Raw genomic sequence first — 18,071 nt, 5'->3', positions numbered from 1 at the left:
ATGGCGTTAGTTCATCGTCGGGATGACGAATTCGGCGCCGTCCTTGATGCCCGACGGCCAACGCGACGTCACGGTTTTGACCTTCGTATAGAACTGGATCGACGCCGGGCCGTGCTGGTTGAGATCGCCGAAGCCGGAGCGCTTCCAACCGCCAAAGGTGTGATAGGCCACCGGAACCGGGATCGGCACGTTGACGCCGACCATGCCCACCTGCACGCGGGAGACGAAGTCGCGGGCCGTGTCGCCGTCGCGGGTGAACACTGCCACGCCGTTGCCGTACTCGTGCTCGGAAGGCAGCCGCAGCGCCTCTTCGTAATCATGTGCGCGCACCATGCACAGCACCGGCCCGAAGATCTCGTCGGTGTAGATCGACATGTCCGGCGTGACGTGGTCGAACAGCGTCGGGCCGATGAAGAACCCGCCTTCGAGATTCGCATCCGCGAACGTCAGGTCGTCGCTGGTTCGTTCGCGGCCGTCGATGACCAGTTCGGCACCCGCGTCCACCCCTTGCCCGATGTAGTCACGCACCCGGGTCAGCGCAGCCTCGGTGACCAACGGCCCGTAATCGGCCTTGGGATCCAGGCTGTGCCCGACCCGCAGACCGTTGATCCGCTCAATCAGCCTGGCGCGCAACCGTTCCGCGGTCTGCTCACCGACCGGGACCGCGACGCTGATCGCCATGCAGCGTTCGCCCGCACTGCCGTAACCCGCGCCGATCAGCGCGTCGACGGCCTGGTCAAGGTCGGCGTCGGGCATGACGATCATGTGGTTCTTGGCACCGCCGAAGCACTGCGAACGCTTGCCGGTCGCGGCGGCGGTCGAATAGATGTACTGGGCGATGTCGGAGCTGCCGACGAATCCGACCGCCATGATGTCGCGGTGGTGCAGGATGGCGTCGACGGCTTCCTTGTCGCCGTGCACCACCTGGAAGACACCGGGCGGCAGGCCCGCTTCCAAGAACAGCTCCGCCAGCCGTACCGGAACCGACGGGTCGCGCTCACTGGGCTTGAGGATGAAGGCGTTTCCACATGCCAGGGCCGGGCCGGCCTTCCACAGCGGGATCATCGCCGGGAAGTTGAACGGCGTGATGCCCGCGACCACGCCGAGGGGCTGGCGCAGCGAGTAGACGTCGATGCCCGGCCCGGCGCCCTCGCTGTACTCGCCCTTGAGCAGATGCGGGATCCCGACGCAGAACTCGATCACCTCGATGCCGCGCTGGATGTCGCCGCGGGCATCGGCCAACGTCTTGCCGTGTTCGAGGGACAGCAACTCGGCGAGCTCGTCGGTGTGTTCGTTGACCAGGTCGATGAATCGCATCAGCACCCGGGCGCGGCGCTGCGGATTCCACGCCGCCCAGCCTCGTTGCGCCGCGACGGCCGAGGCCACCGCGGCGTCGATGTCCGCCTGGCCAGCCATCGGCACCGTGGCCTGGACCTCGCCGGTGCTGGGGTTGAAGACGTCAGCGGTGCGGGTGGACTGGCCGCCGGTGCGCTGCCCATCGATGAAATGCGGGATTTGTGTGGTCATGGCCATCCAAAAAATAGATAGGGGAATTCATGGCGATACTTGCATATCCTAGTAATTCTCTTGTGCGTTCGCAAGGCGGGCCCTTCCCACACATGTAACCCCAGCGGATATTGATCGGTGAAGGAGACACGTGACGGCACGAAACGAACCGGTCGGCCCGCGGCCCCTGCGCGCGGTGCCGGATGGCGGCTACGCCGACTGGCAAGCGGTGTACGCGGACAATGCGACCTGGGTGTACCGCACGCTGTTCGCTCGGGTCGGCAACCGGGCTGATGCCGAGGACCTCACCGCCGAGGTCTTCCTGGCCGCGCTGCGACCGCTGCGCCTGACCGCCAGCGTTGCCGAGGTGCGCGCATACCTGCGGGCGACGGCCCGAACGGTGCTGGCCGCGCACTGGCGGGAAACCTTGGGTCGGGAGATAACCTCCATCGAGGACATCGGACAACTGGGCCCCCCGAGCCCGAATAGCCCGGATAGTGAGGAAGCGATCAGCACCGCGCCCCAGCGTGTCGCCCAGGTCCTGGACAAGCTGCCGGACCGCTATCGCCGCATCTTGGAATTGCGCTTTTTGCAAGGCAGTTCGATCAAGGAGACGGCAAGCGAACTCGGCATCAGCGTCGCCAACACCAAAGTGCTGCAACACCGCGCGCTGCGGTTGGCGGCACAGGTCACCGACGAGGACCAGCCATGAACGCGCGAGGCCTGCGCAGGTATGTCGACGACCTGCTGCGCGGACGGAGACCAAAGCCGTTTGCGCCCGACGACTTCGAGGCGGCGCAGATCCGCACGGCGATCGAACTGCGCGCGGCCCGGCCCGGCGGTGACGCCCCGAGTGAGGAATTCCTCGCCGATCTGCACCGTCGCCTGGCGGAGCAGATGAGCGGCACACCGTCACCGTCCTCGCCGAAACAGAACACGACGCGTCGCCAGGTGATCGTCGGCACGTCGGCTGCCGCGGCCGCCGCGGTGGCCGCGGTTTCGGTGGACCGGCTCGTTACCGATGAGCAGCCGACCGAAAGCCCGTCCGCCGGAGGGCAACTGACCCCGAACGACGGGCGCTGGGTGCGCGTCGCGGCCAGTTCGGACGTGCCCGACGCGTTGATGCATCCGTTCGATCTGGGCACGGTCAGCGGATTCGTCCGCCGGGTCGGTGGAAAGGTCGAGGCGGTCTCGGGGGTGTGTACCCATCAAGGGTGCCGGCTGTGGTTCGACGCACCCCAAGACCGGCTGCGCTGCCCGTGCCATACGACGTCGTTCGCGCCCGGCGGCCAGGTGCTCAGCCACCAGCTGCCGATCGCGCCAAAGCCGTTGCCCACGCTGATGGTTCGGGAGACCAACGGCATCATCGAGGTGTTCGCACCGGCGGAACCGGCCTGATTGGCTGGTGCAGCCGCACGTTTGCCGAAACTGCGCTCAGGGCGCGCTCGCCGCGGCGTCCGACGCCGTGAGCGCAGGCTCGGTGCCACCAACGCAGACTCGAAGTGAACCGCCGGCTCAGAAATGTAACCCGCCCCGCTATCTGTTGGCATGACACGAAAACACCTGGTGTGGTTGGCGTTGGGCGTGTTGGTGTTGGCGGGGTGTTCGACGTCGCGGCCCAGCGCCGGCGTCGGCGCGCCGTCGGTCAGCATGTCGGCCACGGCACCCGCGGGACCGGTGAGCGGAAATCAAGTCAACATCGACGAGTTCGCATTCGTTCCGCTCACCCTGACAGTTGCCGCGGGCACCACCGTCACGTGGACGAATCACGACGAGGAACCCCACACGGTGGCGGCCAGCGACGGTTCGTTCCGCTCACCGGGCATGGGAACCGGCGGCACCTTCTCGCATACCTTCTCTGCCCCCGGCAAATTCGACTACATCTGCTCGATTCATCCGATGATGCACGGCACCGTGGTGGTGACGTCGTGACGGGTGACCCGAAGTCGATGAGTCGCCGCCAGCTGATCCGGCACACCGCATGGTTCGGCGCCGCCGTCGGCTTCGCCGTCGTCGGGGGCGAGGTCATCTCGCATGCCGGTGCGGCCGGACACGCCGGACACGCGGCCGCCCGGCCCACCCTGCGCTTCGCCCAAGTCAGCGACAGCCATCTCGGATTCACCGGATCGGCCAATTCCAACGTCACCGACACATTCGGCCACGCGATCGATCGGATCAACAACCTCGGCTACACACCGGATTTCGTCATCCACACCGGTGACATCACGCATCTGTCGACCCCGGAGCAGTTCGACCAGGCGAAGCAGATGATGAGCGGGCTGAAAACGCCGCACGTGTTCACCGTGCCCGGCGAGCACGACTCGGTCGACGACGCGGGGCAGAAGTATCGAAGCGTCTTCGGCACGAGTGGCCGGGGCGATGGGTGGTACAGCTTCGACGTCGCAGGCGTGCACGTGATCGCACTGGTCAATACGTTGAACCTGAAGAAGCTCGGCCACCTCGGTACCGAACAGCTCGAGTTCGTCGCCAAGGACGTCGAGCGGCTATCGAGTGATACCCCCGTCATCGTGTTCAGCCACATACCGCTGTTCGCGATGTACCCGGACTGGGGATGGGGCACCGACGACGCCGTCCAGGCGCTCAGCTACCTGCGCCGGTTCTCGTCGGTGACCTGTCTCAACGGCCATGTCCACCAACTGTTCTCCAAGACGGAAGGGAATGTGACGTTCTACAGCGGGACGACGACGGCTTATCCGTTGCCTCATCCCGGTGACGGACCGGCGCCCAAACCTGTCACCTTGCCGGCCGGCAAGCTTCGCGACGCGCTGGGCATTCGCGAAGTCGGATATACCCGGGGGCAGGGCGCATTGGCGCTGAAAGAGACCACGCTGCAATGAGGTCAAGGGATCTGTTGCTTCGCTTGGGTATCGCCGTTTCGCTGGTCGTCAGTGCGGTCAGCCATGCGCATCTCTATCGTCATGGCTACCAACACATCCCGAACATCGGCGATGGCTTCCTGGTACAGGCGAGTGTCTCCTTCGCGTTGGCCCTGCTGATTCTGGTGGGCGGGCCCGCTTGGCTGCGCTGGGCGGCGGCGGCGGTGGCCGGCGGCTCCGTAGTGGCCTTCGCGATGTCGAGAACCGTTGGCGTGGCCGGCTTCGTCGAACAAGGCTGGGATCCGTCGCCGTATGCGGCCCTGAGTCTGGGTGCCGAGCTGGCGACGGTGGTGTTGTGTATCGCCGGACGACTGATCGTGAACGGCCGCTTCGCTATTCGCCGCGCAGGTTGACGAGGAACTGCTGGGTCTCCTCCCACGTTGGCAGGAGACCGGCCGCGCGTACTTCCTCGAGGCTGGGTGCTGCGGCATCGCGGTCCGACATGCTGGCAGCGACCCCGCCGACCAGCGGCCACTCGATTGCCAGCGAAGGATCCGCGGCGCAGATGGTGTGCTCGCGCTGCGGGTTGTATTCCGTCGAGCACAGGTACATCACCGTCGAATTGTCCTGCAGGGCGAGGAACCCGTGCGCGAGACCTTCGGAGATGTAGATCGTCCTGCGGTCGGAGTCGTCGAGCACGACCGAGGCCCAGCGCCCGAATGTCGGTGAGCCCAAACGGACATCGACGACGACGTCGAACACCGAGCCGGACACGCAGGTCACGTACTTGGCCTGGCTGGGCGGCAACTGGGCGAAGTGCAGCCCACGCAGCACGCCTGCCGACGACACCGAGCAGTTCGCCTGCCGGACGTCCAGGCTGTGACCGGCGAAGGCGCGAAACTCGCGGTCGGTGAGCCATTCGAAGAACAGCCCGCGCGAATCGCCGTGCAGGGCCGGGGTGATCTCCCACGCGCCCGGGATGTCGAGTTCGCGGACGTCCATCTACTGGCCACGCTCTTCGTAACGGGACTCTGCCGCGTCCTTCAGCGGACGCCACCAGGATTCGTTGGCGCGATACCAGTCGATGGTCGCGCGCAAACCTTCGTCGAAGTCGGTGTGCTTTGGGGCCCAGCACAATTCGTCATAGAGCGCCGCCGGATCGATGGCGTAGCGAAGATCGTGACCGACCCGGTCAGTGACGTGGTCGAAGTCGTCGGGATCGCGGCCCATCATCTTCAACAACGTGCGCAGCACGGTCAAGTTGTCGCGCTCGCCCTCGGCGCCGATCAGGTAGGTCCGGCCGGGTTGCCCCTTTTCCAGGATCCGCCAGACCGCGTCGTTGTGATCGTCGACGTGGATCCAATCACGGACGTTGGCGCCGGTGCCGTAAAGCTTGGGCCGCCGCCCGGTGAGGACGTTGGTGATCTGGCGCGGGATGAACTTCTCGACGTGTTGGTAGGGGCCGTAATTGTTGGAGCAATTGGAAATGGTCGCGCGCACCCCGTACGACCGAACCCAGGCCCGGACGAGCATGTCGGCGGCCGCTTTGGTGGCCGAGTACGGACTCGACGGGTTGTACGGCGTGGCCTCGGTGAACCGCCGCGAGTCGTCGAGCTCGAGGTCGCCGTAGACCTCGTCGGTCGACACGTGGTGCAGCCGCACGCCGTGGCGTCGCACCGCTTCCAGGATCGCGAACGTTCCGATCACGTTCGTGTGCAGGAACGGTTCCGGATCATCCAGCGCGTTGTCGACGTGGGTTTCGGCGGCGAAATGTACGACAGCGTCGGAGTCGGCGACCAGCCGGGAAACCAGCTCGGCGTCGGTGATATCACCCTCGACCAGCGTGATTGCGTCGTCGACGTCGGCCAGCGACTCCCGCCTGCCGGCGTAGGTCATCGCGTCCAGCACCGTCACCGCTGCGTCGGGACGCTCACGGACGGTGCTGTGCACGAAATTCGCGCCGATGAAGCCGGCGCCACCGGTGACCAGCAGCCGCATGATCACGACCCTAATCGAACGGGATCAACGCCTCAGGACTTCAGACCCAGTGGCCCGGCCAGTTCGGCCAGTGCGGGGACCAGATTCTCGCTCTTGGTGAGGACCTGGACGGGCACATGGTCGGCACCCGCGTCCAGGTGCTCTTTCAGCCGGGCCGCGATCGCATCGTTCGTGCCGTAGGCGACCACCGCGTCGACCAGGCGATCGCTGCCCGGCCGGGCGACATCGTCGTCGGTGAACCCCAGCCGCTTCCAGCTGTTGAGGTAGTTGGCCAGGTTGAGATACATGTCCAGCGCCTTACGGCCCACCGCGCGCGCCGTGTCGGCGTCGGTCGTCAGGACGACCTTGTGCTCTGGTGCCAGAAACGCAGAAGGACCGATCAGCTCGCGGGCTTGTGCGGTGTGCTCCGGCGTGGTCAGGTACGGATGCGCACCGGCACTGCGCTGCGCGGAGAGCTTGAGGACGCGCGGGCCGAGCGCGGCCACCACGCGACGGTTGGCAGGCACGCCATAATCGTCGAGCCGGTCCAGGTACTCGCTCAGCGCGTCATATGGCTTGCGGTACTCGCTGATCGCCTCGCGATGGCCGACCCCGATCCCGAGCAGAAAACGGCCCGGGTAAGCCTTGTCGATCCGGTGGAAGGAGTCGGCGACGGGCTTGGCGGCCGCCGTCCAGATGTTGACGATCCCGGTGGCCACCTGCAACGTAGTGGTCGCCTCGAGGATCGGTTCCACGAAGGACAGCTCCGCCGGCGGTGAACCGCCCACCCAGACGGCCCCGTAACCGAGGGCCTCGATCTCTTTGGCTTGTTGTGGCGTTACGCCGCGTCCGAACGATCCGAACCGGCCGAGATCGGGCTTGCTGGTGGCTTTGCTGGGTGATGAAGTGGCATGCGCATCGGTCATGGTTGCTCCAACCCGCGAGCTGACCCGTCCTATTCCGGCCCGCATGCGGCAGTCGGCCGGTGTGTCGGGAGCGGTGGTCGAATCGTCGACTGGAGCGAATAGTGTTCATATTGTTGTGCCGGGTGAAAATAAATTGGCGCGCTGGAATGGGCTAACGGTCGTCGATCGAGATTTTGTCAAAGCCACCAGCAAATTTGGCGAATTCACGCTTGCGTGCCATCTCAAACGCGCCGGGATGGCCGTGAAATCACCGTGCGCATACCCGAATTGGTATCGTCTACGTATGTCCCTGCTGCGGGAAGCTCGCCTCGCGGGCCGGGCGTCTGGTCGGGTGACGGGTCCACCCGTGCAGTATCGAGCCGGGCTGCATACAGCACCGCAGCGCGCCGAAAGACCTGCCACCATTGTTGGTGGCGCGTTAGGGTGCTGAGCAGTTGCTGTGGGAGGCTCGTTGCAGGGAACTTCGTTCGGACATTACCAGCTGATCGAATTGCTGGGCCGCGGCGGAATGGGCGAGGTGTGGCGGGCTCACGACACCGCCATCGACCGGATCGTCGCGATCAAGATCCTGCCTGCCGAGATTTCCCAAGACGAAACCTTTCAGAAGCGGTTCCGTCGCGAGGCGCATGCGGCCGCGCGATTGAGAAGTCCACACATCGTGCCGATTCACACCCACGGCGAAATCGACGGACGGCTGTTCGTGGAAATGCAGTTGATCGACGGCCGAGACCTACAGTCGATCCTCGATCGCGGCCCGCTGCCACCGGCCCGGGCGGTGAGCATCATCGAGCAGATCGCCAAGGCCTTGAACGCCGCGCACAAAGTCGGGCTGCTACACCGGGATGTCAAGCCGTCCAACATCTTGATTGACGACGACAACGGGGACGCCTACCTGATCGATTTCGGAATCGCGCTCGCGGTCGGCGAGCGGGGATTGACCACCGTCGGCGACGTGATCGGCACCTTCCATTACATGGCCCCGGAACGGTTCAAAGCCCAGGAGCCGGGCGCTCCTCCGATCGACGCCCGATCCGACATCTACGCCCTGGCCTGTGTGCTGTACGAGTGCTTGACCGCAGAGCATGCATTCCGGGGAGACAGCCTGGAACAGCAGATCGGCAACCACCTCGTCACCCCGCCGCCGCGGCCGTCGAACACCAACCCCGGGCTGCCACGAACCTTGGACGGGGTAATTGCCAAGGGCATGGCGAAGAACCCCGCCGATCGCTACAGCACCGCCCTGGAGCTTGCGCGAGCCGCCCGCCAAGCCATCACCGCACCGGTGCCCGTGCCGCGGCCGCCGGAGCCGCGGCCCCCGGTTCGGCGTCCCCCGACCGCGCCTCAGCCGCCGATGCCGCGGCCCCGCGCCGACTATGGTCGTAGGCCGGTCCCGGCACCGCCGACCGAGACGGGCCCGGAAACCCTCCGCAAACCGGCGCTCAATCCGAACACGCCCGTTCGGCGCGAGCAGGTAATCATCCAACCGCCGGCCAGCCCGTCGCCGGCGCTGTCCACCCCACAGCCCACGCCTCCGTCGCATCCATCGTCACCGGCGCGGCCGTGGTGGCGCGGCAAGGGCGGCCTCGTCGCCGCCGCGGCCGTGGTCACCGTCGCTGCGGTGGTCGGCGCCATTGCGTTCCTGGGCCATAACGGCTCACCACCCACAAACTGCCGGCAGACGACGCTGCCCTTCACCGGCCTCCGGTTGCAAGGGTTGTCGGTTGATAGTGGCGGCACGGTCTACGTTGCCGACACCTCCCACAACGACATCTTTGAGCTACCCGCGAACGGGCAAGTCCACCAAATGGGTCTTCAGGGTCTCAATTTCCCGACCGGTGTGACGGCCGACAGCAGCGGCAATATCTACGTGAACGATGCCGGCAACAAGCGCGTGGTCAAGGTGGAAGCCGGCACGAGGAAGCTGAGCCAACTTCAGTTCACCGGCCTGGAAAAGCCGACAGGCCTTGCGGTGGACAGCGCCGGCACCGTCTACGTCACCGACACGGTCAAAAACAAGGTGTTCGCCCTCGACCGTGGCTCGGGTGCGCAAAGGGAGATACCGTTCACGGGTCTTAATTCTCCAACCGGTTTGGTGGTGGGCAAAGACGGAAAGATCTATGTCGCCGATGGCGGCAACAAAATCGTGCTGGTCTTGGATCCCCGTACGAACAAACAAGACAAGGTCCCTTTCGCCGACCTCTCCGACCCCGGCGGACTGACAGTGGACGGCGACGGCTCCGTGTACGTCACCGACAGAGGGGACAACAGCGTGCTGAAACTTTCCGCCGGCTCGAGCCAGCAAGCCGTGCTGGGGTTCTGCAACCTCGACTATCCGTGGGGCCTGGCCGTCGCCAACAACGGCACGGTCTACGTGGCGGGCAACAACAACAAGGTCTACGCACTGCCGCAGAAATGAGCCCGCACAACTCCCAGCTTGCGGGCGGTTTTGCGCCGACTGCGGCGATACGGGTAAGGTGGGACAACGGTACGGCCTTCTGTGCCGGCTCTTGGCGTGCCCAGTTCTGAAATTTCTCGGAGCACTTCGCGGAATTTCCACCACAGGTTCACGTTTTAGTAGTCCGGACACATGCTGCGCCGAATCAGGTGCATTGACGAGGGATAGAAAAGGATCGCCGAAAAGTAATGGCCAAGAAGGACGGTGCCATCGAGGTCGAGGGTCGCGTGGTCGAGCCTCTGCCCAATGCGATGTTTCGCATTGAGCTGGAGAACGGCCACAAGGTGCTCGCCCATATCAGCGGCAAGATGCGGCAGCACTACATCCGCATCCTGCCCGAGGACCGCGTCGTGGTGGAGTTGTCGCCCTATGACCTGTCCCGGGGCCGCATCGTGTACCGGTACAAGTAACCCCGACATCGAGACATTTAGACAGCAAGCCCAGAGAACAGGACCGAGACTGCCGTGAAGGTGAACCCGAGCGTCAAGCCGATCTGTGACAAATGCAGGGTGATCCGTCGGCACGGACGGGTCATGGTGATCTGCTCGGACCCGCGTCACAAGCAGCGGCAAGGCTAGGACGCCGGACTCGGCCCATTCGCCCCACAACAACTGAATGCAGACCTCCCAGCACCAGTGAGCGGCTGGCATCTATCAGATGGGCCAGCTCATCCACGTCCGGACGGAGGCCGGGCCCCTGCCCAAATCACTTTGGCCCAGGGAACGGACTGGGAACAGACCTCCGCCTAGAAAGAGGAACGCCACCTATGGCTCGACTAGTAGGCGTCGATCTACCGCGCGACAAGCGGATGGAGATCGCCCTGACCTACATCTTCGGCATCGGCCGGACCCGCTCCAACGAAATCCTGGCGGCCACCGGCATCGACAAGGACCTGCGCACCAGGGACCTCACCGATGATCAGCTGACCCACCTGCGCGACTACATAGAAGCCAACCTGAAGGTGGAGGGTGACCTGCGCCGCGAGGTGCAGGCCGACATCCGCCGCAAGATCGAGATCGGCTGCTACCAGGGTCTGCGGCACCGCCGCGGCCTGCCGGTGCGCGGCCAGCGGACCAAGACCAACGCGCGCACCCGCAAAGGTCCCAAGCGCACCATCGCAGGCAAGAAGAAGGCCAGGTAATTAGGATGCCACCAGCAAAAAAGGCCGGGCAAGCAGCCAAAAAGGGACAGAAGACCCGGCGGCGGGAAAAGAAGAACGTCCCGCACGGCGCTGCCCACATCAAGAGCACCTTCAACAACACGATCGTGACGATCACCGACCCGCAGGGCAATGTCATCGCATGGGCCTCGTCGGGTCACGTCGGCTTCAAGGGCTCCCGGAAATCGACTCCCTTCGCCGCTCAGCTGGCCGCCGAGAACGCGGCGCGCAAGGCGCAGGAGCACGGCGTGCGCAAGGTCGACGTGTTCGTGAAGGGCCCGGGCTCCGGCCGCGAGACGGCCATCCGGTCGCTGCAGGCCGCTGGACTCGAGGTCGGCGCGATCTCCGATGTCACTCCCCAGCCGCACAACGGCGTTCGTCCGCCCAAGCGCAGAAGAGTTTAGAAGGGTCAGGAGAGATAACAATGGCTCGTTACACCGGACCCGTCACTCGCAAATCGCGCCGGCTGCGCACCGACCTCGTCGGCGGCGACCAGGCATTCGAGAAGCGTCCCTACCCGCCCGGCCAGCACGGCCGCGCGCGCATCAAGGAGAGCGAATACCTCCTGCAGTTGCAGGAGAAGCAGAAGGCCCGTTTCACCTACGGCGTGATGGAAAAGCAGTTCCGCCGCTACTACGAAGAGGCCGTTCGGCAGCCGGGCAAGACCGGTGAGGAACTGCTCAGGATTCTGGAAAGCCGGCTCGACAACGTCGTCTACCGGGCCGGGCTGGCCCGGACCCGGCGGATGGCGCGTCAACTCGTGACCCACGGCCACTTCAGCGTCAACGGCGTGCGCGTCGACGTCCCCAGCTACCGGGTGTCGCAGTACGACATCATCGATGTCCGGGACAAGTCGCTGAACACCGTGCCGTTCCAGATCGCCCGGGAGACGGCGGGCGACCGCCCGATCCCGAGCTGGCTGCAGGTGGTCGGGGAGCGCCAGCGCATCCTGATACACCAGCTGCCCGAGCGCGCGCAGATCGACGTCCCGCTCGCCGAACAGCTGATCGTCGAGTACTACTCGAAGTAAGTTTCCCGCACCGCCGGTGCAGGAACTCGCGGCGATCGCAAGCGCGGCGAAGCCGGGCGCAGCGGGTCGGCGCGGGACAACACAGCGGCATCAAATAGCGGGTGCCGAGAAGGAGAAGAAGAAAAGAATGCTGATCTCACAGCGCCCCACCCTGTCCGAGGAAATCCTCACCGACAACCGGTCCCAGTTCGTCATCGAGCCGCTGGAGCCCGGATTCGGTTACACCCTGGGCAATTCACTGCGTCGCACGCTGTTGTCGTCGATTCCCGGCGCGGCGGTCACCAGTATTCGCATCGACGGCGTGCTGCACGAGTTCACCACCGTGCCCGGTGTCAAAGAAGATGTCACCGACATCATCTTGAACCTCAAAGGCCTGGTCGTGTCCTCGGAAGAAGACGAACCGGTCACGATGTACCTGCGCAAGCAGGGTCCGGGCGAGGTCACCGCGGGTGACATCGTGCCGCCGGCCGGTGTCACCGTGCACAACCCCGCCATGCACATCGCCACGCTGAACGACAAGGGCAAGCTGGAGGTCGAACTCGTCGTCGAACGTGGCCGCGGCTACGTCCCGGCGGTGCAGAACCGGGCGTCAGGTGCCGAAATCGGCCGTATCCCAGTCGATTCCATCTACTCGCCGGTGCTCAAGGTGACGTACAAGGTGGACGCCACCCGCGTCGAGCAGCGCACCGACTTCGACAAGCTGATTCTCGACGTGGAGACGAAGAGCTCGATCACTCCGCGCGACGCACTGGCGTCGGCGGGTAAGACGCTGGTCGAATTGTTCGGCCTGGCACGCGAACTCAACGTCGAAGCCGAAGGTATCGAGATAGGACCGTCGCCGGCCGAGGCCGACCACATCGCGTCGTTCGCGCTGCCGATCGACGACCTGGACCTGACCGTGCGCTCCTACAACTGCCTCAAGCGCGAGGGTGTGCACACGGTAGGCGAGCTGGTGTCGCGCACCGAGTCCGATCTGCTCGACATTCGCAACTTCGGTCAGAAGTCCATCGACGAGGTGAAGGTCAAGCTGCACCAGCTCGGCCTGTCGCTGAAGGACAGCCCGCCGAGCTTCGACCCGTCGGAGGTCGCCGGCTACGACGTCGCCACCGGCACGTGGTCCACCGAGGGTGCCTACGACGACCAGGACTACGCCGAAACCGAACAGCTTTAAGGAATCCCGTCCCGGTCCTACCTGATACGGGGATCGGCCCCATTTAGGAGAAGTCGCAATGCCTAAGCCCACCAAGGGGCCTCGCCTCGGCGGGTCGTCTTCGCACCAGAAGGCGATTCTGGCCAACCTGGCTACGTCGTTGTTCGAGCACGGCCGGATCAAGACCACCGAGCCCAAGGCACGTGCGCTGCGCCCGTATGCCGAAAAGCTGATCACGCACGCCAAGAAGGGCACCTTGCACAATCGCCGCGAGGTACTCAAGAAGATCCGCGACAAGGATGTGGTGCACACCTTGTTCGCCGAGATCGGACCCTTCTTCGCCGACCGCGATGGCGGCTACACCCGCATCATCAAGGTCGAGGCGCGCAAGGGTGACAACGCTCCCATGGCGGTGATTGAGCTGGTGCGGGAGAAGACGGTGACCGCAGAGGCCGATCGCGCGCGCCGGGTGGCTGCGCAACAGGGCAAGGCGAAGAAGGCTGCGCCGGTAGCCGCCGCGGCGGCACCGCAAGCGGCGGTTGAGCCGGACGCCGCGGAGGGTCCGACGGCGGATGAGGTTGTCGAGGAAGCCGCCACGGCTGACGAGGCTCCCGCCGCACCGGAGACGGCGGCGGCGGCTCCGCAGGCGAGTGTCGAGGAACCCGAAGAGGCCACCGAGAATTAGTGAGGACGTCCGTCTTCGGCTCGACATTGCCTACGACGGAACCGATTTCGCGGGCTGGGCAGCGCAGCCGGGGCAACGGACGGTCGCCGGCGTTCTCGACGAGGCGCTGACGACGGTCTTTCGCGCTCCGGTGCGGCTGCGCGCCGCGGGGCGCACCGACACGGGTGTCCATGCCACCGGGCAGGTGGCCCACCTGGATGTCCCGGCGGACGCCTTGCCCAACGCGTATCCCCGCTCACCCGACCGGGACGATCCGGAATTCTCGTCGCTGCTACGGCGCCTCGGCAGGTTTTTGCCCGCCGACGTCCGCGTCCTCGGAATCGCGCGCGCGCCAGCGGGTTTCGATGCCCGATTCTCGGCGCTGCGACGTCACTATCGCTACAGACTGTCGACGGCCTGCTATGGCGCGCAACCGCTGCAGGCGCGCTACGTCACCGCCTGGCCGCGCGCCCTGGATGTGTCGGCGATGAACGCCGCATCACGAGAGCTGTTGGGATTGCATGACTTCGCCGCTTTTTGCCGGCAGCGTGCCGGCGCTACGACGATTCGGGATTTGCAGCGGTTCGAATGGTCGCGCGACGGCGATCTGATCACCGCTCATGTCACGGCCGATGCATTCTGCTGGTCGATGGTGCGATCGCTGGTCGGGGCGCTTCTAGCGGTCGGCGAGCACCGGCGCAGCGTCGACTGGTGTCGTGAGTTGCTCAGCGCGACAGGCCGATCCAGCGATTTCGCGGCCGCGCCGGCGCACGGTTTGACGCTCGTCGGGGTCGACTATCCGCCCGATGACGAGCTCGAGTCACGTAATCTGATCACCCGGGATCTGCGTTCGCGTTAGCGGTCGCCGCCGATTGGCTTAGCGGATCGGCTCAGCGGCGATCGCACGCCAGTCGCATCAGTCACACGAGTCCCTACGATCCTCGGCCATTGCTTTTGCAATGTGATAGCACCGGCGCTAGCGCTTTTCGGACTGCGATATGGCCCGCATTTTGGTGCCAGAGTGGCAGGTGTTACTTCGCTAGGCTACAGCCTGCCGGCAGCAAAGGAGGCGGCCTGATCCACCAGCCCGGAGTTGATGTATGAGGGCTGCAGGTGCGACGGCCAGTTGGTGCCTCTCCCACAGATCGGATCGCCCTGTGCGCACTGATCGATCGTCTTACCGGCGAACGCGGGGGCGAGTCGGCGGGTCCCATTACCGAACAATGCGACCGCCGCGACAGTATCTGGCGGCAGTCCGCCCCAGGTCGCGCGGTCGACCACCTCAGCGCCCAGTGAATAGCCGCCAAGCACCTCGCGGGTGTTCGGGCAACTTCTGGCCATGAATTGAACGTGACCGCTCAAGTCGTTAGCACCACTGATCGTGGTTATGTTGGCGGGATAGTTGACCCCGTACACGCCGACCGACATACGCGTCTTGCCGCGCAAGGAATTGACAAATGCGTCGCCGACTGCGCCGACGCCGGGTGGTTCCTCCCGGCCCCGCGCGAAAACCACCTCAGCACCCGGGCACGCCGCCGCGACCGCGGATGGCGGAACGATCCCCAACGTCGGTGCGAGTAGTGCGACTGCCGTGAGGCGGCGAAGCCTCATGATCCGATAGTACGAGGCTACAAAGACAAGAAAGATTTGTATTGGCTATGCCTTTGGCGGTTGGTCAGTGGACGTGTACGCGGGTTCCCGGGGTGCCGACGACGGAGCCGTGCGCGGCGTCAGGTGCGACGGGCCCGGGCGCAGCGGGTCCGGGTGCGACGGGCCCGGGCGCGACGGGGCCGGGTGCGACGGGCCCGGGGGCCTGCGGGTAGAGGCCCGGCGGCTGAGGACCGAACCCGGGAACCTGCTGGCCGCGGGAGGCCAACAGCTTGGAGGCCACGAAGGTCGCGGCCTGGGTGGTGTAGACGGGGACGTAGCCCTCGGTGTGCCCGCTCCACTCGTTGCCCGGGCCCGCGTGGCAGATCGGGTCGCTGGGGTTGCACAAATCGACCGCCTTGGATCCGAACATCGCGCTCTGGCTGGTCAGTGACCCGCCTGCGCGGTTGGCCACGTTGCCGAAGACCGCAACCGCCGCAATGTTGTCGGCATACTCGGGCGGCAGTGGGCTGCCGAAATTGAGGCCGCCGATCGGGACGCCACTGACGATGTCGATCACATCGGCGCCCTGGGAGTAGCCACCCAGCACGATCTTGGTGGCGGGGCACGACGCGGCCATGGACTTGACGTGGGAGACGACGTCGTTGGCGCCGTCGCCGCCGTGTAGCTGGAGGCGACTGGCGGGGTAGTTCACCGCGTAGACCCCGATGTTCATGCCGGGCGTCTGCTGGCGCAGGGAGTCGACGAAGGCTTGGCCTACCCGGCCCACGCCGGGTGGCTCGCTGGTGCCGCGTGCGAAGACGACCTCGGCGTCCGTGCAGTCAGCGGCTGAGGCCGTTGGAAGGACGTCGGCAATGCCGCTCGCAGTGACCAGCAGAACAGTTGCGGCGGCCAGGGCGGCAGCACCCGGGCCGGCCCAGCGACCCATGCGATTGATTTGCACGCCGAAATTTTAACCGCAATCAGGCGACAGGAATGGTCCGCGACTGGGTATCGGCTGTGCAGAATGGTCTGCTTGCGGCAGGCGGCGAGCCTATTTTTGGCCCAGACAATTCGAGTCGACCCGATTCTCTGGGGGAGCAGTGCCGCGTCCACCGACGACAAGGCTGCATGCGAGCGCTCACCGATTTATGCTGCGCCGACTCGAGTGCGCATTGCTGCGCAGGGATCTCGGCACGGTCAGCGAGCCTCTGCGCACGCGCGCGGCGGCGTTGGCGCTCGGGTGTGTGCTGACGCTTGTCGTGGTGGCCGGATGCGCGCTTCTTTCTTTGCTGCAGCCGCAGGCGGCACTCGATCGAGCGCAGATTGTGATGGGCCAGGAATCCGGAGCGCTGTACGTGCGGGTTGGCGATACCTGGCATCCGGTGCTGAATCTGGCTTCGGCGCGATTGATCGCGGCGGCCGACGCGAACCCGCAACCGATACGCGAGTTCGAGCTCAGCCGCACCAAACGTGGTCCGCTACTGGGAATTCCCGGTGCACCCCAATTTCTCGGCCGGCCGCTGGCCGCCACCGAAGCTGCTTGGACGATTTGTGACACCGATGGGGGCGCGGCGACGACCGTAGTCGTCGGGTCCGCCGGGGGGTCCTCCCTACGTCGTCTGGCACCTGGGCAGGCCGTCCTGGTCGCGTCCGGCTCGGGTTCGCCGGCGTACCTGTTCTACGACGGACGACGGGCGGTGGTGGATCTCGGCGACCCCGCGATCGTGCGTGCGTTGCGACTGGAGGGCCGGGTGCCCGTCAGGGTCGCGCCGTCGTTGCTGGCCGCCGTTCCGGAGGCACCGCCGCTCACGGCGCCTGCTATCCGCGGCGCCGGCGGCCGGGCCCCGGGCAGCCTGGCTGGATTTCCGGTCGGCAGCGTGCTGCGCATCGTCCGCGGCGACGGCGAGGAGTACTACGTGGTCTTGGTCACTGGAGCGCAGCGAATCGGCCCGCTGACCGCGGATCTACTGCGGTTCAGCGACTCGGGGGGCGCCGCCAACGTCATCTCGGTGGCGCCGGACGTGATTCGCGACGCCGCGGTAGTGAACACGCTGCCCGTCACCAGCTTTCCCGACCGGGCGCCGGCCCCGGTGGATGCCGGGAACACCTTGTGCGCGACGTGGGCGCCAGGATCAGCCGGTCATGCCGACATCGGATTCCTGACCGGCGCTGGCTTGCCGGTTCCAGCGGGGCAAGCTCCGGTGCGACTCTCGCAAGCCGACGGCAACGGCCCGGCGCTCGATGCGGTTTACCTGCCGCCCGGGCGCAGCGCCTACGTGCGGGCCGGCAGGCGATACCTTGTCACCGACACCGGGGTTCGGTTTGCCGTCCACGACGACGACGCAGCGGACGACCTTGGTCTGACGGCGCAAGCGACACCGGCGCCGTGGCCGGTGCTGGCGGCGTTGCCATCCGGGCCGGAATTGAGCCGGCAGGGCGCGTCAGTCGCGCGAGACATCTTGGCTGTGGGATCGCCGTAGCCGGCGCGACGCGGCGCCGGCGGCCAGCGCCGCCTGGTACGACGACTACGTGTTGACCGTCGGTTCGGTGAACGCCGACGGCGCCCCGTCGGCCTTCAGTCTCGCGGGGCCATGGGTAGATGTGGCCGCGATCGGCGAGCAGGTGACCTCCCTCGGTTCGGCGCCACTGTCCGGAACCAGCTACGCAGCGCCGGTGGTCAGCGGGTTGGCCGCGCTGATCCGGGCCCGGTTTCCGGCGCTCACCGCGCGGCAGGTGATACAGCGCATCGAGTCCACTGCGCACCACCCGCCCGGCGG

Annotated in this window: 21 protein-coding genes and 1 pseudogene; 16 read left to right on the top strand and 6 right to left on the bottom strand. The window is 65.9% G+C overall.

The features are described from left to right. Positions 1 to 6: 6 nt before the first annotated feature. A complete protein-coding gene (locus A5791_RS10790) occupies positions 7 to 1,527 on the bottom strand; it encodes a CoA-acylating methylmalonate-semialdehyde dehydrogenase (RefSeq protein ID WP_067235468.1) in 1,521 nt (506 codons plus the stop codon). Between the two features lie 130 nt (positions 1,528 to 1,657). On the opposite strand from A5791_RS10790, the gene A5791_RS10785 reads away from it, so the two are divergent. From A5791_RS10785 to A5791_RS10765, 5 genes are all read left to right on the top strand, one after another. Next, the gene (locus tag A5791_RS10785; protein ID WP_067235344.1) at positions 1,658 to 2,218 is read left to right on the top strand and encodes an RNA polymerase sigma factor; all 561 of its coding nucleotides are present in this window, start codon (positions 1,658 to 1,660) and stop codon (positions 2,216 to 2,218) included. Then, on the top strand, positions 2,215 to 2,904 hold the full coding sequence (locus A5791_RS10780; protein WP_067235341.1) for a Rieske (2Fe-2S) protein: 690 nt from the start codon (positions 2,215 to 2,217) through the stop codon (positions 2,902 to 2,904). The genes A5791_RS10785 and A5791_RS10780 overlap by 4 nt, the downstream gene beginning before the upstream one ends. Before the next feature lie 150 nt (positions 2,905 to 3,054). After that, positions 3,055 to 3,438 (top strand): cupredoxin family copper-binding protein, encoded by a 384-nt coding sequence (locus A5791_RS10775; RefSeq protein ID WP_067235337.1) that lies wholly within the window; start codon positions 3,055 to 3,057, stop codon positions 3,436 to 3,438. Continuing rightward, positions 3,435 to 4,364: a metallophosphoesterase gene (locus tag A5791_RS10770; protein ID WP_067235334.1), complete on the top strand. Its 930-nt coding sequence runs from the start codon at positions 3,435 to 3,437 to the stop codon at positions 4,362 to 4,364. Before A5791_RS10775 ends, A5791_RS10770 begins: the two co-directional genes overlap by 4 nt. Beyond that, positions 4,361 to 4,756: a hypothetical protein gene (locus A5791_RS10765; protein WP_067235330.1), complete on the top strand. Its 396-nt coding sequence runs from the start codon at positions 4,361 to 4,363 to the stop codon at positions 4,754 to 4,756. The genes A5791_RS10770 and A5791_RS10765 overlap by 4 nt, the downstream gene beginning before the upstream one ends. Here the strand turns inward: A5791_RS10765 and rfbC are convergent. Genes rfbC through A5791_RS10750 form a run of 3 tightly spaced genes read right to left on the bottom strand, consistent with a single transcriptional unit; the run spans position 4,737 to position 7,246 of the window. Beyond that, positions 4,737 to 5,345 carry a dTDP-4-dehydrorhamnose 3,5-epimerase gene (gene rfbC / locus A5791_RS10760; protein ID WP_067235326.1) on the bottom strand — a complete coding sequence of 203 codons (609 nt, stop codon included), beginning with the start codon at positions 5,343 to 5,345 and terminating at the stop codon, positions 4,737 to 4,739. The two genes, A5791_RS10765 and rfbC, sit on opposite strands and share 20 nt — an antisense overlap. Further along, positions 5,346 to 6,341, bottom strand: coding sequence for a dTDP-glucose 4,6-dehydratase (gene rfbB / locus A5791_RS10755; protein ID WP_067235465.1), 996 nt, complete (start codon positions 6,339 to 6,341; stop codon positions 5,346 to 5,348). Between the two features lie 32 nt (positions 6,342 to 6,373). Next, the gene (locus A5791_RS10750) at positions 6,374 to 7,246 is read right to left on the bottom strand and encodes an LLM class F420-dependent oxidoreductase (protein WP_067235461.1); all 873 of its coding nucleotides are present in this window, start codon (positions 7,244 to 7,246) and stop codon (positions 6,374 to 6,376) included. A 451-nt stretch (positions 7,247 to 7,697) separates the two neighbouring features. Here A5791_RS10750 and A5791_RS10745 point away from each other — a divergent pair, with 451 nt between their 5' ends. The 9 genes from A5791_RS10745 (at position 7,698) to truA (ending at position 14,563) form a co-directional block, all read left to right on the top strand. Further along, positions 7,698 to 9,662, top strand: coding sequence for a serine/threonine-protein kinase PknD (locus A5791_RS10745; protein WP_067235458.1), 1,965 nt, complete (start codon positions 7,698 to 7,700; stop codon positions 9,660 to 9,662). A 227-nt stretch (positions 9,663 to 9,889) separates the two neighbouring features. After that, the gene (gene infA, locus A5791_RS10740) at positions 9,890 to 10,111 is read left to right on the top strand and encodes a translation initiation factor IF-1 (RefSeq protein WP_003418601.1); all 222 of its coding nucleotides are present in this window, start codon (positions 9,890 to 9,892) and stop codon (positions 10,109 to 10,111) included. A gap of 54 nt (positions 10,112 to 10,165) precedes the next feature. Next, positions 10,166 to 10,279, top strand: coding sequence for a 50S ribosomal protein L36 (rpmJ, locus tag A5791_RS25950; RefSeq protein ID WP_003879483.1), 114 nt, complete (start codon positions 10,166 to 10,168; stop codon positions 10,277 to 10,279). Between the two features lie 188 nt (positions 10,280 to 10,467). Beyond that, positions 10,468 to 10,842 carry a 30S ribosomal protein S13 gene (gene rpsM / locus A5791_RS10735; RefSeq protein ID WP_067235322.1) on the top strand — a complete coding sequence of 125 codons (375 nt, stop codon included), beginning with the start codon at positions 10,468 to 10,470 and terminating at the stop codon, positions 10,840 to 10,842. 5 nt (positions 10,843 to 10,847) lie between these two features. Continuing rightward, positions 10,848 to 11,264: a 30S ribosomal protein S11 gene (rpsK, locus tag A5791_RS10730; RefSeq protein ID WP_067235318.1), complete on the top strand. Its 417-nt coding sequence runs from the start codon at positions 10,848 to 10,850 to the stop codon at positions 11,262 to 11,264. A gap of 20 nt (positions 11,265 to 11,284) precedes the next feature. After that, positions 11,285 to 11,890 (top strand): 30S ribosomal protein S4, encoded by a 606-nt coding sequence (gene rpsD / locus A5791_RS10725; protein ID WP_067235314.1) that lies wholly within the window; start codon positions 11,285 to 11,287, stop codon positions 11,888 to 11,890. A 127-nt stretch (positions 11,891 to 12,017) separates the two neighbouring features. Further along, entirely contained in the window at positions 12,018 to 13,061 is a 1,044-nt protein-coding gene (locus A5791_RS10720; RefSeq protein ID WP_067235455.1) for a DNA-directed RNA polymerase subunit alpha, read from the top strand. Positions 13,062 to 13,119: 58 nt separating this feature from the next. Beyond that, the gene (gene rplQ / locus A5791_RS10715; RefSeq protein ID WP_067235311.1) at positions 13,120 to 13,725 is read left to right on the top strand and encodes a 50S ribosomal protein L17; all 606 of its coding nucleotides are present in this window, start codon (positions 13,120 to 13,122) and stop codon (positions 13,723 to 13,725) included. Then, complete coding sequence (gene truA / locus A5791_RS10710) at positions 13,691 to 14,563, top strand: tRNA pseudouridine(38-40) synthase TruA (RefSeq protein ID WP_231995853.1); 873 nt, start codon at positions 13,691 to 13,693, stop codon at positions 14,561 to 14,563. Before rplQ ends, truA begins: the two co-directional genes overlap by 35 nt. A 185-nt stretch (positions 14,564 to 14,748) precedes the next feature. Here the strand turns inward: truA and A5791_RS10705 are convergent, their stop codons facing one another. Further along, positions 14,749 to 15,315: a cutinase family protein gene (locus A5791_RS10705; protein ID WP_067235304.1), complete on the bottom strand. Its 567-nt coding sequence runs from the start codon at positions 15,313 to 15,315 to the stop codon at positions 14,749 to 14,751. 64 nt (positions 15,316 to 15,379) lie between these two features. Continuing rightward, positions 15,380 to 16,240: a cutinase family protein gene (locus A5791_RS10700; RefSeq protein WP_067235451.1), complete on the bottom strand. Its 861-nt coding sequence runs from the start codon at positions 16,238 to 16,240 to the stop codon at positions 15,380 to 15,382. A 154-nt stretch (positions 16,241 to 16,394) separates the two neighbouring features. Between A5791_RS10700 and eccB the strand changes: the two genes are divergently transcribed. Further along, positions 16,395 to 17,774, top strand: coding sequence for a type VII secretion protein EccB (eccB, locus tag A5791_RS10695; RefSeq protein WP_067235301.1), 1,380 nt, complete (start codon positions 16,395 to 16,397; stop codon positions 17,772 to 17,774). After that, positions 17,773 to 18,071 (top strand): annotated as a pseudogene (locus A5791_RS10690) (S8 family serine peptidase); the annotation flags it as partial. The gene eccB and the pseudogene A5791_RS10690, both read left to right, overlap by 2 nt.

It is taken from the genome of Mycobacterium sp. 852002-51163_SCH5372311 (assembly GCF_001667115.1).
Taxonomy (GTDB): Bacteria; Actinomycetota; Actinomycetes; order Mycobacteriales; family Mycobacteriaceae; genus Mycobacterium.
The sequence above is the reverse complement of the archived record's forward strand: the minus strand, read 5'-3'. Positions and strand labels throughout refer to the sequence as shown.

Excerpts from the sequence above, each read along its gene's own strand:
- infA (WP_003418601.1), top strand. The coding sequence starts at position 9,890 with ATGGCCAAGAAGGACGGTGCCATCGAGGTCGAGGGTCGCGTGGTCGAG.
- A5791_RS10775 (WP_067235337.1), top strand. The coding sequence starts at position 3,055 with ATGACACGAAAACACCTGGTGTGGTTGGCGTTGGGCGTGTTGGTGTTG.
- rpsK (WP_067235318.1), top strand. The coding sequence starts at position 10,848 with ATGCCACCAGCAAAAAAGGCCGGGCAAGCAGCCAAAAAGGGACAGAAG.
- A5791_RS10780 (WP_067235341.1), top strand. The coding sequence starts at position 2,215 with ATGAACGCGCGAGGCCTGCGCAGGTATGTCGACGACCTGCTGCGCGGA.
- rpsD (WP_067235314.1), top strand. The coding sequence starts at position 11,285 with ATGGCTCGTTACACCGGACCCGTCACTCGCAAATCGCGCCGGCTGCGC.
- A5791_RS10720 (WP_067235455.1), top strand. The coding sequence starts at position 12,018 with ATGCTGATCTCACAGCGCCCCACCCTGTCCGAGGAAATCCTCACCGAC.
- rfbC (WP_067235326.1), bottom strand. The coding sequence starts at position 5,345 with ATGGACGTCCGCGAACTCGACATCCCGGGCGCGTGGGAGATCACCCCG.
- rpsM (WP_067235322.1), top strand. The coding sequence starts at position 10,468 with ATGGCTCGACTAGTAGGCGTCGATCTACCGCGCGACAAGCGGATGGAG.
- A5791_RS10705 (WP_067235304.1), bottom strand. The coding sequence starts at position 15,315 with ATGAGGCTTCGCCGCCTCACGGCAGTCGCACTACTCGCACCGACGTTG.
- A5791_RS10750 (WP_067235461.1), bottom strand. The coding sequence starts at position 7,246 with ATGACCGATGCGCATGCCACTTCATCACCCAGCAAAGCCACCAGCAAG.
- rplQ (WP_067235311.1), top strand. The coding sequence starts at position 13,120 with ATGCCTAAGCCCACCAAGGGGCCTCGCCTCGGCGGGTCGTCTTCGCAC.
- A5791_RS10700 (WP_067235451.1), bottom strand. The coding sequence starts at position 16,240 with ATGGGTCGCTGGGCCGGCCCGGGTGCTGCCGCCCTGGCCGCCGCAACT.
- A5791_RS10790 (WP_067235468.1), bottom strand. The coding sequence starts at position 1,527 with ATGACCACACAAATCCCGCATTTCATCGATGGGCAGCGCACCGGCGGC.
- rfbB (WP_067235465.1), bottom strand. The coding sequence starts at position 6,341 with ATGCGGCTGCTGGTCACCGGTGGCGCCGGCTTCATCGGCGCGAATTTC.
- A5791_RS10765 (WP_067235330.1), top strand. The coding sequence starts at position 4,361 with ATGAGGTCAAGGGATCTGTTGCTTCGCTTGGGTATCGCCGTTTCGCTG.